The 12,071-nt window shown below is 61.5% G+C and carries 10 protein-coding genes; 2 read left to right on the top strand and 8 right to left on the bottom strand.

Annotated elements, in window-relative coordinates; all coding sequences use genetic code 11:
• Window positions 1–34: 34 nt before the first annotated feature.
• A complete protein-coding gene (locus tag NKJ75_RS25535; RefSeq protein ID WP_023834949.1) occupies window positions 35–1,129 on the top strand; it encodes a LacI family DNA-binding transcriptional regulator in 1,095 nt (364 codons plus the stop codon).
• A gap of 186 nt (window positions 1,130–1,315) precedes the next feature.
• Here NKJ75_RS25535 and NKJ75_RS25530 read toward each other — a convergent pair whose 3' ends face one another.
• The 8 genes from NKJ75_RS25530 to NKJ75_RS25495 all read right to left on the bottom strand — a co-directional run bounded on the left by NKJ75_RS25530 (window position 1,316) and on the right by NKJ75_RS25495 (window position 9,855).
• Complete coding sequence (locus tag NKJ75_RS25530; protein WP_031204616.1) at window positions 1,316–2,734, bottom strand: NAD(P)/FAD-dependent oxidoreductase; 1,419 nt, start codon at window positions 2,732–2,734, stop codon at window positions 1,316–1,318.
• Window positions 2,731–3,594: a PfkB family carbohydrate kinase gene (locus NKJ75_RS25525; protein ID WP_023834951.1), complete on the bottom strand. Its 864-nt coding sequence runs from the start codon at window positions 3,592–3,594 to the stop codon at window positions 2,731–2,733. Before NKJ75_RS25525 ends, NKJ75_RS25530 begins: the two co-directional genes overlap by 4 nt.
• Complete coding sequence (locus NKJ75_RS25520; RefSeq protein ID WP_023699901.1) at window positions 3,591–4,445, bottom strand: sugar phosphate isomerase/epimerase family protein; 855 nt, start codon at window positions 4,443–4,445, stop codon at window positions 3,591–3,593. The genes NKJ75_RS25525 and NKJ75_RS25520 overlap by 4 nt, the downstream gene beginning before the upstream one ends.
• 21 nt (window positions 4,446–4,466) lie before the next feature.
• The gene (locus NKJ75_RS25515) at window positions 4,467–5,327 is read right to left on the bottom strand and encodes a carbohydrate ABC transporter permease (protein WP_023834952.1); all 861 of its coding nucleotides are present in this window, start codon (window positions 5,325–5,327) and stop codon (window positions 4,467–4,469) included.
• Entirely contained in the window at window positions 5,324–6,283 is a 960-nt protein-coding gene (locus NKJ75_RS25510) for a carbohydrate ABC transporter permease (protein ID WP_023682778.1), read from the bottom strand. Before NKJ75_RS25510 ends, NKJ75_RS25515 begins: the two co-directional genes overlap by 4 nt.
• An 11-nt stretch (window positions 6,284–6,294) precedes the next feature.
• Window positions 6,295–7,617 carry an ABC transporter substrate-binding protein gene (locus NKJ75_RS25505; protein WP_352500336.1) on the bottom strand — a complete coding sequence of 441 codons (1,323 nt, stop codon included), beginning with the start codon at window positions 7,615–7,617 and terminating at the stop codon, window positions 6,295–6,297.
• 28 nt (window positions 7,618–7,645) lie between these two features.
• A complete protein-coding gene (locus NKJ75_RS25500; RefSeq protein ID WP_023686869.1) occupies window positions 7,646–8,659 on the bottom strand; it encodes an SIS domain-containing protein in 1,014 nt (337 codons plus the stop codon).
• A 173-nt stretch (window positions 8,660–8,832) separates the two neighbouring features.
• Entirely contained in the window at window positions 8,833–9,855 is a 1,023-nt protein-coding gene (locus NKJ75_RS25495) for a LacI family DNA-binding transcriptional regulator (RefSeq protein ID WP_023686868.1), read from the bottom strand.
• 1,013 nt (window positions 9,856–10,868) lie between these two features.
• On the opposite strand from NKJ75_RS25495, the gene NKJ75_RS25490 reads away from it, so the two are divergent.
• Window positions 10,869–11,948 (top strand): LacI family DNA-binding transcriptional regulator, encoded by a 1,080-nt coding sequence (locus tag NKJ75_RS25490; protein ID WP_023667744.1) that lies wholly within the window; start codon window positions 10,869–10,871, stop codon window positions 11,946–11,948.
• Window positions 11,949–12,071: the final 123 nt, after the last annotated feature.

Here is a 12,071-nt window from a genome sequence, read left to right as displayed (position 1 = left end):
ACCTCCCGTCAACAACTCTTGTAGTCGTCATCCAATGAAAAGAACCGCCCCCAAGACCCCGTCGATAACGGTCAGCGACGTCGCCCGTGCGGCCAATGTTTCGAAAGCGACAGCCGCGCGCGTGCTCGGCGGATACGGCGTCGTCAGCGACATGATCCGCGCGGAAGTCATGGCCGCGGCCAAGGCCTTGGACTATCGTGCGAACGAGTTGGCCCGCAGCATGACGACCGGCCGCTCCGGCATCATCGGCGTGGTCGTCGGCGACATCGAGAACCCGTTCTTCAGCCTCGCGGTACGCGGCATCAGCGACGCGGCAAAGGCAGCCGGGTTCAACGTCATCCTGGCCAATTCCGGCGAGAAGATCGAGGCGGAAAAGGCGGCCGTGAAACTGCTCATCGGCAAGCGCGTCGACGGGCTGATCGTCACGCCGTCGGAATCGCGCGACATCGCGCACCTGCGCGATATCCACCGCTCGGGCCGACCGCTTGCCCTGCTGGATAGGGCGCTGGCAGATCTGGATGTCGATACGGTCACGACCGACGATCGCGGCATCGCCATGCTGGCGACCCGCTTTCTAGCCGATGCCGGCCACCGTAACATCGCCTATGTAACCGCGGTCGACGCCGAAGGGCACGAGTACCGGGATCTCGGGCAGATCTACACCTCGTCGGTCCGTGAGCGCATCGACGGTTTCCTCACCGTGTGCCGAGAGGCCGGACTTGATCGGCCAGAACGCTATGTCCGCCTTGGCGCCACAAGCCCCACCGAAACGCGCAGGGTTGCCGGCGAGATGCTGTCGGCGCCGGATCGGCCGACGGCGATCCTCGCCTCCGACAGCGTCATTGCGCTGGAGATCTTCAAGGTGACCCGCGAGCGCGGCCTGCGGGTTCCCGACGACATTTCGCTCATCACTTTCCATGATGCGGACTGGACGAGCGTCACCACGCCGCCCATCACCGTTATCGACCAGCCCGTCTACGCGCTTGGCAAGAGCGTCGCGGAATTGCTCATCCGGCGATTGAAGGGAGATTCCCGCCCGGCGGAAAAGCTCGTTTTGCCGACCGCCATCATTGCACGCGGATCCGTTGGCCCGCCCTTGAATGGAAAGCCGCAAGTGCGCCAAGCATAGGTGTGACGGCGATACGGCCCACATTGAATACGCTAGGGAGCCAAGGTCGACGCACCCCCGCTTTAAGACTGATACGGGTCAATGAAGCCCAGCAAACACCCTGATCGCAATGCCACGTCCACCGCCATCGGGACGGCACGTGCCGGCTCATGGTTTGAAGAGCGTGACGATGAGCCAGATGCCCGGCTACTTCTTGCGCCTGCCTGGCTTCAGGGCCGCCAAAAGACTGCTGATCTTGCCGGCCTTGCGGTTGCGGATCTCGGCCTCGTTCTTGCGGCGCACCGCGGCGCGGACAAGCCTGGCGCCGAGATAACGCAAAGGCTCGGGCGGCAGCGACATGCGCCGCTCGATGCCGACCAGACCACTTTCGCTCCAGCGATCCTTTCGCTCGAGCACCAGGCTCGCCAGAATGCGTCCGGCTATCGGCGTCTGCGCGATGCCGGTGCCGTTAAATCCCATGCCGTAGAAGATATTGGGATGATCGCGCAGGTGGTCGAAGACAGGAACGTGTTCAGGCACGCAGTCGATCGGCCCCGACCAGTCATATTCGATCGCCACACCGCGCAGCGACGGGTAGACCCGATGCAGCTCTCGCATATTGTCGCGGCCGTGCTCCGGGCTGCGGTTGAAGCTGGCGCCGAAATTTCCACTGAAGGCGACGTTGCCGCTGCCACGACCGAAGACCACCCTGCCCCCCATGGTGCGCTGGTAGTAGAGCACCTGGGCCTGGGAATCGCAGATCGAGGCACCGTCGCGCCAGCCGATGCTGTCGAGCAGTTCGGGAATGGCAGCAGTGGCAATCACCTCGCTGCCGACCACATAAAGATGCCGCCGCAGTTCCGGCAGCGCCGAAAGCCAGGCGTTGGCGGCAAGCACGATTTTGTCAGCCCGTACCGCGCCATGCCCCGTGCGCACCGTGCATGTCATGCCGGGTTCGATGGCGAGGACCGGGCTGCGCTCGTGGATGATGACGCCGCGTGCCAGTGCCAGCTTGCGCAATCCGATGGCAAGTTTGGCGGGATGGACCGTGCCGGCGGTGGTCTCGACGACGCCGACATAGGAGGCCGATGAACCGGTGCGGCGTTGAATGTCCTCGGCCGTCAGCGGGCTGAAACGGTTTTCTCCAACAGCCGCCGTCAAGGCCACGGCGGTCTCCCAGGCGCCTTCCTGCGCAATGGAGCTTGCGGTCCACAACCATCCGTCCAGCCTCAGGTCCATGTCTATGGTGCCGTTTTGCTGCAGCGCCTTCAGCTCCGCGATCGATGCCACCGTGTCGGCGCACAGCAGGCGCGCTTCCTCGAGACCGACGACCGCACTGATCTGGTCGATTTCGGCGAACCATGAATGGACCTGACCGCCGTTGCGCCCCGAGGCCCCCGATCCGCACAGATCGGCTTCAAGGATGACCACCCGCGTTTGCGGCGCCAGTTCAAGGATCCGCAGCGCGGTCCACAGACCGGTATAGCCGCCACCGACGATCACCACGTCGGCGCGCTCGTCGCCTCGCAATGGCTCGGTCGCAGGGGCGGCGGTAATGTCCTGCAGCCAAAACGACCGGTCAGATGCAAGCGCGACCGCAGGCTGCCGCAAACGAAGTGTACTCACGCTTGGGCTCCCTGCGCATCGACAATGAAGCTGGCATATTTGGCTCGCAGCCAATCGGGTATCGGACGCGGTCTCTGAGGAAACCCGCCGAGATGGGTGCAGGTCTGTGCCGCCGCGATCGACGCCCTGTGCAATGCCTCCAGGGCGCCAAGGCCGCCGAAATGGAAGCCGGCGAGGAAGGTGGCAATAAAACTGTCGCCGGCGCCACACGTATCCACGACATCGACAAGCGTCGCCGGCGCATGCACGACATTCGTGCCATCGTCGAAGTACGAGCCGCGTCGACCACAGGTCAAAACCACCTGCCTTGCGCCGGCCTTCCTGAGCGCGCCCAGCGACGGCTCGATGGGAACATCGACATCGTCCGGTCCGGACGCAAACAAAAGCGGGACACCGTCGAGCGGCAGCGCCATATGGGCGGTTGATAGATCGACGCTGAACGGCACATGGTCCGCTACCAATCGTTGGACGAGGTGCTTGTTGGCGTTGGTGCCGAGATGCACCCAGTCGGCCGCGGCGATGACCGCATAATGCGCGGGCGCCGGCATGAAGTTTTCGCCCACACCGAAGGATTCGTGCAGGAACTTCCGGTCGCCGGATTCATCGCGCAGCAAGGTGACGGCCGTATCGCCGGGACGCCGTTCGACGTCGTCCGGGGATAGGCCGGCACCTGCCAGCTCGGCAAGCACCACGTCGCCTTCGGGATCGTTCCCGACGGCGCCGAAATAGCGCGCGGACCAGCCGTTGCGCCGCCATTGCGCCGCGACATTCAAGGCATTGCCGCCCACCGTCATCAAGTTGTTGGTCAAATAGGCATCAAGGCAATTGTCCCCGACCGCGATAAGCTTCTTCGACCTCATGCCGGCACCGTTGCGCGATTGAGGTATGGCGCGATGGCGCCAAGGCAGCGTGTCCAGGCTTTTACCGGATCGAGCGCGTAGGAGCCGTTGCCGAACGGCTCGAAGGTGAACTTTCCGGCATAGCCCAGGCGCGCGAGCTCGCTGACATAGTGGCCGAGCGGCAGCGTACCATCCCCCCACACCAGATGCCCGCCTGGTGTGCCGTCGACCAGATGGACATGCGCCAGCCGCGAGCCGAACAGGTCGACATAGCCGGCCACGGTGTCGCCGGCCGTGGCCATGGCGACAGTGTCCAGCACGACGTCGATGTTTTCAGCGCCCACCTCGTCCAGCATTTGGCGCAGGCCTGCCGCATCATTGACGAGGTTGCTCTCGAACCGCTGCAACGGCTCGAGCAGGCAGCGCACCCCGTTTGCGGCGGCGCGCCGGGCGATCTCGCCGATCGAACCGACCGCGCGGTCCCATGCCGGTTGCCGGGGTTCGCTCTCGTAGCCCCGGCCGGGCGTCAGGAAGAGATAGCGGGCGCCAAGCGCCGCGCAGATGTCGGCTGCACGGCAAAACCGCTCGATGCTGTCCTGGCGCAGTGCGGCGTCGCCGGAGGCAATGTTGATTGGATACAACACCTGCTCAGGCGTAAAGCACCAGGCCGACAGCTCGTTGTCGGCGAGTACCCGGCGAACGGATTCGACACGTGCGTCCGTGGCGTGGAACAGGTCCAGATGCTGGGCAATCCCCCACAGCTCGATCTCGCGCAGGCCAAAGCCTCGGATCGTCCTGGCGACCTCATCGAAGGGGAAGTGCTGGAAGCTGAAATTGGCTCCGATCAGCTGATGAGCAGCGAGCTGCGGCATGAAGGCTCCTTTCGGGAATTGTTATTTGCCGATGCCTTCGGCCAAGCCACGGATGAAGTAGCGTTGCGCGCCAAAGAACACGATCACGATAGGCAGCGCCGAGATCGTCATGGCCGCGAACACCACGGCATAGTTGGTCCCGTGGGTTGCCATGATCGACGTCAGTCCGACCGGCAGCGTCTGCACATCCGAGCCGCTCGTGAAGATCATCGCGAAGAGATATTCGTTCCAGGCGAACAGGACGTGCAGGATGACGCAGGAAATGATGATCGGCCGGCACAGCGGCAAGGTGATGCGCCAGAAGATCTGACCCTCGCTGGCGCCATCCATCGTCGCCGCCTCGTCGATGTCTTCAGGCAGATCCAGCATGTAGGCGCGGATGAGGAAGGTGGTGAACGGCACCCGGAACGCCGTGTAGAGAATGATCAGCGCCCAGTAGGTGTTGTAGAGACCGAGCGCCTGCAACATCTTCACCAGTGGAATGATCGCCACCGTGGGGCTCAGCATCAAGCCGCCCAGAACGATGGCGATAACCAGCGGCTTTGCCGGCATCTTCGTGCGGGTCAGGCCGAAGGCCGTCCAGGCGCTGATCAGCACGGTGCATATGGCCGAAGCGATGGTCACCAGCACCGAGACTGTCACGTAGCCACGCACGCCCTGGTTCCATGCCTGCACGTAATTGTTCCACGACCAATGGGTGGGCAGGGCGAAGGGATCGTCGAAGATCTGCGCATTGTCCTTGAAGCCGCTCAGCGCCATCCAGATCAGCGGATAGATGACGACGACACCAAGGCAGACCAGGAATGAATAGAGCAACGTCCTGGCGATGACCGACCACACATTGACGTGCCGGCTGCGACCGGCTGCGACCATCGCACTCATAGCTGCACCCGGCGGCGCTTGGTGTACCAGAGCTGTGCCGCACCTGTGAGCATGGTCAACATGAAGATGACGGCGGCGATCGCCGCGCCATAGCCGAAATTGTCCTCGATGAAGGCCTTCTGGTAGAGCCACGTGCCCAGCACCTGGCTGCTGTTGTTGGGCCCGCCTGCGGTCATCACCATAACCTCGTTGAACACCTGGAACGCGCCCGTGATGGTGACGATGATCATCAATCCCGTCATTTCCCGGGTGAGCGGAAAAGTGATGCTCCACAGGCGGCGAAGCGGACCCGCGCCGTCGATCGTTGCGGCATCGTAGAGGTCGCGCGGGATCTTCTGGATGGCAATGGCGAACAGCAGCGTCGAATAGCCAAAACCCTGCCATTGGCTCATGGCGATGATGGCATAGATGGCGGTGTGCTCATTGCCGAGCCAAGGCATGACGAGCTGGCTCAGTCCAACACGGCTGAGCGCGGCATCCAGCAAGCCGATCTGCGGCTGGTAGATGAAATAAAACAGCAGGCCGGTCACTGTGATCGAGATTGCCGACGGCACGAAATAGACGGCGCGCCACAGCCGGCGCCAGCTTTCGCTTTTCAGGTCCTCGATAATGGCCGCCAGCAGGAACGCGCCGAAGACCTGGAAGATGACGGAGATGAGAGCGTAGAGGCAGTTGTTCCACAGCGCCAGCAGCACGACCGGGTCATGCAGCAGCCGGTCGTAGTTGGCGAGGCCGACATTGGTGACCTCGCCGGTGTAGATGTCCTGGTCGGTGGTGCTGACGATGAAATTGTCGACGATCGGATAATAGACGAACCAGCCGATGAGGATGAGCGCGATCGCCGCCCATCGCAACGATAACAGGTTGGCGAAGCAGGCCCGCCGGCTCTTTGGCCGTTGCGGCCTGGCGACTCCGATGTCGGCGCCGCTGTCCACTGTGTCCGAGGCCCTTGCCATGCTCGCCTGCTTTATTTGGCCGCGGATGCGGCTTTGCGCACCTCGTCCATCACTTGCTCGGGCGTCATCGAGCCGCCCGCCAGCGCCTGCAGGCTGGACAGCCAGACGGCGGCGACGCGCGGTGGGTTGGCCGTATCCAGCCAGGGCATGAGGTATGAGGCGGCGTTGATATCCCTGAGGCCATCGACCACAGCCGCGCTCATGTTCGATTCCGAGGCGCCGCCGATGGTGGCGCTCGGCTGGCCATAGGGTGGCGCAGACAGCACCTGCGCATTTTCCTTCGAAGTCACGAACTTCATGAAATCGATCGCCAGCGGGATGTTCTTCGATGCCGCATTGATCATGTAGCCCTCCGGCGCGCCCTCGATCGACCTGGCGTCACCCTTGGCGCCGGCGGGCACCGGCAGCCGGAAGAATCCGAAATCGGCGGGCTTTAACGCCGACTCCGGCGTGGCGGCCTGATCGAACTCGATGATCTCCTGGTAGTACATGGCCGACTGCGCGTTGGTGAAGGCCTGGAGAGCCGAGGCATAGGATGTGCCGTTGACGCCGGCGCCATCGGTGCAGCGCTCGACAAGCTGGCTGAACTGCTTGAGTGCTGCGACATAGCCTGGATCGCTGTATTGGGCGGTGGCCGGATCGAAGTCGCGTTCCAGCGTTGCCTGCGGCACGTTGTAGGCGAGCAGCTGGCCTGCAAAGTGGATCGCCGGCCAAGCCTCCTTGTTGCCGAAGGAGATCGGTGTCACGCCGGATTTGCGGATGGCGTCGCAGCTGGTCAGCAAGTCCTCGAAAGTGGCGGGTGCCTTGAGGCTGAGCTTGGCGAACATCTGCTTGTTGTAGCCCATGAACTTGGCATCCTGGTAAAGCGGAATGCCATAGAACTTGCCGTTGTACTGGAACGCCTTGACGGCGGCTGGAGACAGCGACTTGCCCCACTCGGTATCGGCAGCAATGACGGGCGTGAGATCAACGGCGCGATTGCCGCGCACGAAATTGCCACCCCAACTGCCTGTCCAGGAGAAATAGATATCGGGCAGCGAGTTGGAAGCGACCAGCGTCTTGGTCTTGCCCTTCACGCTGTCGTCGCTCTCCTGGATAAGTTCGACCTTCACATCCGGATGGAGCTTCTCATAGGCCTGTGCCAGGTTGACGAAATAGGGCGACAGCTGTTGCAGCCCGAACTTGGTCAGGACCGAAAGCGTGCCGGTGTATTCCACCTTGGCGTTTGGGTCGGCCGTGACAGCCGGCGAAGCGGCGGAACTGCCGCTTATCGACAACCCCAATGATGATACCGCGGCCACCGTGACCGCCACGACTTGCAGCGAACGTTTCATGGATAGCTCCTTCAGAGGTAAGAGGGGATCAATATTCCACGCGTTTGTAGTAGCGACGGGTGGTCAGCGGGTGGTTGCGCAGCACCTCGAGATGGGCGCTCAGCCGCTCGAGCAAGGTGGCGAGCAGAACCGGCGAGATCATGCCGCGGACCTTTGCGGAGATGCCCGGCAACTTGACCGAGGCCGCGTCCAGCGTGCGAACGCGGTCCGTGTAGCGCCTGGCGAAGTTCTCGACCCGGTCGGCCAGGGGCCGAAGGGCATCTTCGCCCTTGAACACGAAAACGCTGACGCCCGGCTCGACCAACTCGAGCGTACCGTGGAAGAAGTCGGCGGCGTGCACCGGGCGGGTGCGAATCCACTGCATCTCTTCGAGGATGCACATGCCGTAATAGTGTGCCTCCGGCCACACCGAGCCGGCGCCGGTGAAGATGTGATAGGTATCGTCCTTGATTGTCTGGGCCAGTTCGGCCGCCCTGTCCTCAAAGGCAGCCTTGGCGTCGGCAAGCAGATCCGGCAGCAGTTTGAGTTCGGCGACAGTGCCATCAAAATCATCATATTCGCCGCGCTCTTCCAGCAGGGCCAGGACGATCAGCAGCGTCTGCAGGTAGAAGGATTCCGACGAGGTGTCGTCTTCGGCGAAGTTCGTGAAATTGTGGTCAGCCTCCCGTGCGATTGGCGTATCCGAATGGCCGGTGAGCGAAATCGTGCGCACACCACGTTTTTTCAGAAAGGCCATGAGCTCGACGCCTTCCTTGGTCGTGCCCGACAAGGACGGGATGACCACCACGGCCTTGCTGTCGAGACCGGCGGGCGGATCGATCACGACCTGCGCCGGATAGGCACCGCTCACCGGGAAGGTAGAACAGCGCTGCGCCAACTCGATCGCGGGCAAGGTTAGAAGCTGCACGCCGCCGGTGCCCATGAAAAACAGCCGCTCGACGCCATCTGCCAGCAGTGTGCGCATGAGTGAGCGAACCTCACCTGCGACGGCGACGGCCCCGCTTTGGATCTTCACGAAGCGGTCCCTATCGAAGTTCAGCATGACGTTTTCCTTGTATTTCGCATGTGACAGGCCTCTAGCCCGCCTTAGGCGTCGGTGGGCCGTCTAGCTCGTTTTTCCGATGTGAGATCGATCTCACAAGCAATAATGGGCACGCAATTTCGCCAATGGCAAGTCCTTTAGACGAAATTCTCCGAAATCGAGGGGTTTGCTCTTTAGCGCACAGCGCGCCGGGCAACCGATCCGCGTACGATCAAGCGGGTCTGAAATCGGGTACGGCGCGGTGCAACCTTTTTGCCGGCAAGCCGCTCCAGCAGATATCTGGCGGCGAGCGGTCCGATCTCGGAGATGGGTTGCGCCACGACCGTTATCTGCGGATCGGTGAACGTGGCGAGGTTGAAGTCATCGAAGCCAACCACCGACACATCATGCGGAATCGAGAGCCCCATTGAACGCAGGCCAAGAAGCGCGCCTTGCGTCATGAGGCTGTCCACCGTGAACAGTGCGGTCGGGCGATTGCGCCGGCTGAACAGGCGGATCGTGGCTTCGATGGCGTGCTCCACGGTCGAGCGCGATACGCCGATGAGCGCTTCATCGATTGCGATCCCATGCGAGTGGAGCGAGTTTTGGTAGCCAGCCAAGCGTTCCTGTGCCGTAAAGATGCGTGACTCGTCGCGCAAAAGACCGATCCGGTGGTGACCGTTGCCAACCAGATAGTCCACTGCCTCGCGTGCCCCGCCCTCGTTGTCGACGACGACGCTGTCGCATTGCAGGTCCTTTACCACGCGGTCGATGAGCACGATCGGTGCGCCTTCGCGGGCCAGTTGCACAATATGCTGGCTGTCGGTTGCAGACGTTGGGGCAAGGATGAAGCCGCGAATGCTGAGCGAGCGAAGGCTCTCAAGCAGTTCTTTCTCCTGTTCTACATTCTCCTCGCTGCTGGCAATCAGAAGATTGTGGCGGTGCTTGCGCAGTTCCACCTCTATGTCGTGCGCGATTCGGGCGAAGAACGGATTCTGGATATCGCCGGGCACGAAGCCTATGATCGGCAATTGTCCGCTGCGCAGCGCCTGCGCGACGAGGTTGGCCCGATAGCCCAGCCTTTCGGCTGCCTCAACCACGCGGAGCGCCGTCTCGTCGCCAACGTAACCATAGCTGTTGAGCGCCCGGGCGGCCGTGGCGCGCGACACCTTAGCCGCTGCGGCAACGTCCTTTAGTGTGATTCCTTTCTGGGCCACAGGTAACCGTCCTTCTTGGATCTGAACATTGCGTCAGATCATTCTCGGCTCGTCTTGCCGGCATCGTTGTGCGGCATATCGGACGATTCTCAAACTGCGAACATAGCTTTCGCAACTCCTTGCCACCTAATCGAGATACGCGCGCTGCTTGGCTATCTGGAAATTTGATCCACGAATGCACCTACATGTTGTGCAGTCAGTTCATTGCCTTGCACTGCCAGCATACGGCAATGAGTTCACGCCATGGTCCAGGCGGCCTCCCTGGCATCGATCATAACACCGATGGAGACGACTAGCCTTGCCGCCAAACTCGTCCACCGATTGGAGGCGAGCTTTCAAAAAGGTCGAGCCAGACGCTCAAGGCCTGCTGCACGGAGAGCCACAGGCTGGGAGACTCTGAGCAAATCGGGAATCTGAGTCGCTTGCTCTGAACCGTCGGCATCATGCTGCTAACCGGTTTTGATCCTCCGGGGCTCCGCATTGGCAATAGCGACGAAAATGCTGTCGAGCAGACCCTTGTCGCGGAAGGAACTTGCCAAGCAAGGGCACCTCGGCCAAGTACGCAAACAACGCCCGGAGACGAAGGCGCATCCGGCAGCACCCTTTTGGGGCCAGATAGAGACTCAGAAACCCAAAGCTTCATCTTCCCGCTATTGAAACGGAGGACTCGATCGTGACGCGTGCGCCCGACCATCGCCAACGGTGGGCTCCAAACTGATCGAAACTTCTCGTCGACCTTTGCAAGGTGATTGATCATCGGGGAGACCAAAGCCGAAACACTGGGGTTGGTGTCTCCAGGGACGCTGAACGAAAGCTTCAGGGAAAATCCCAAATCTGCCGATTTCCCTGGCGCTGTCATTGCAACGATCGAGACAATCAGGGAGACCGGACCGGAGGCACGAGAGGCCGCGTCCTTCCGTGGGGTCGCTCCTCCAAACCGTTTGACGCAATTTAGAGATGTTGCCTTGACCCCGCACTAGCGTCTACTGCATCTGCTAGTAGGAGCGTCACGAATGGCGAGAAAGTCTGTCCGGCGCAAGTCAACGATTTATGACATCGCGGTGGCGGCAAAGTTGTCCCCGACAGCGGTTAGTCTCGTCCTCAATGGCTCGTGGCAACAGCACCGGATCAAGGCGGAAACCGCAGCGACCATCCTCGATTGGGCTGAGCGGCTTGGCTATGCTGTCAACCTCAAGGCACGAGGATTGCGGCTTTCCCGATCCGGGCTCGCTGGAATGATCTTGCCACATTACCGCAATCGCTTCTTCGCCGGATTGGCCGAAGCCTTTGAAGCGGAATCCCGCGTCCACCGCTTGTGCCCGATCGTCGTCAGCACCCATCGCAATCCTGATAACGAGTTGAGTGTGACGGAAACCCTGCTGGCCCAGCAGGTGGAATTTCTCTTCCTTGCGGGCGTTCGTGACCCCGATCCGCTGAATGATCTGTGCCGGGCAGCGGGCGTCCGGTGCATCAACATCGATCTGCCAGGCCGCCGGGCTCCCTCAGTTGTTTCTGACAACTACGGGGGCGCCAAGGCGCTCACAGAGATCATTGTTCAGAAATTGAAAGAACGAGGGGGCTCCACCGAAGATCTCTTCTTCTTTGGCGGGGTCAGCGATGATGACGCAACACGTAGCCGTTTGCTGGGTTTTCACGATGCGCTGGCAGCGCATGGGATTGTTACGGGCCCGGGCACGATTGACTGCTGCGGATACGCACCGACCAACGCTGCTCGGTCTCTCGCTGCACGATACGCTCAGCTTGGGCATCTGCCCTCAGGTATGTTCGTCAACGGCGTGACCGCACTTGAAGGAACATTGCGGTTCACTTCGACGCTAGCCTCAAGTGAGCTTGGACGGGTTGTTGTCGGAAGCTTCGACTGGGATCCATTCGCGGCGCATTTGCCCTTCGATGTGACCATGGTCCGACAGAATGTCGAGGTGATGATTGCTGAAGGATTTTCGCTTCTGGAGAATTATTCGATAGACCACTTTCCGCTGGTGACCGTACCGACCAGCTTTGGGCGAACCGGAGAGCATGACGGCGCCCAGGAAGATTGGGATTCGGCATCCAAATCGAGCATCGACCACTAGCAATTCTTTGTCACGAGACATCGTTGCAGAAGTTCAACTCCGTTCATCAGCACCTCGGATCTGGGTAGCACCGCCTCCACCCAAGGCTCGCGGGGGATCGCATGTCCTTTCTACGGGTGCAGC

This window comes from Mesorhizobium sp. M0058 (genome assembly GCF_040323095.1).
Classification (GTDB): domain Bacteria; phylum Pseudomonadota; class Alphaproteobacteria; order Rhizobiales; family Rhizobiaceae; genus Mesorhizobium.
Note: the sequence above shows the minus strand (reverse complement) of the source record. Positions and strands in the feature narration are given on the sequence as shown.

Excerpts from the sequence above, each read along its gene's own strand:
- NKJ75_RS25520 (WP_023699901.1), bottom strand. The coding sequence starts at position 4,445 with ATGCCGCAGCTCGCTGCTCATCAGCTGATCGGAGCCAATTTCAGCTTC.
- NKJ75_RS25490 (WP_023667744.1), top strand. The coding sequence starts at position 10,869 with ATGGCGAGAAAGTCTGTCCGGCGCAAGTCAACGATTTATGACATCGCG.
- NKJ75_RS25500 (WP_023686869.1), bottom strand. The coding sequence starts at position 8,659 with ATGCTGAACTTCGATAGGGACCGCTTCGTGAAGATCCAAAGCGGGGCC.
- NKJ75_RS25505 (WP_352500336.1), bottom strand. The coding sequence starts at position 7,617 with ATGAAACGTTCGCTGCAAGTCGTGGCGGTCACGGTGGCCGCGGTATCA.
- NKJ75_RS25510 (WP_023682778.1), bottom strand. The coding sequence starts at position 6,283 with ATGGCAAGGGCCTCGGACACAGTGGACAGCGGCGCCGACATCGGAGTC.
- NKJ75_RS25535 (WP_023834949.1), top strand. The coding sequence starts at position 35 with ATGAAAAGAACCGCCCCCAAGACCCCGTCGATAACGGTCAGCGACGTC.
- NKJ75_RS25515 (WP_023834952.1), bottom strand. The coding sequence starts at position 5,327 with ATGAGTGCGATGGTCGCAGCCGGTCGCAGCCGGCACGTCAATGTGTGG.
- NKJ75_RS25525 (WP_023834951.1), bottom strand. The coding sequence starts at position 3,594 with ATGAGGTCGAAGAAGCTTATCGCGGTCGGGGACAATTGCCTTGATGCC.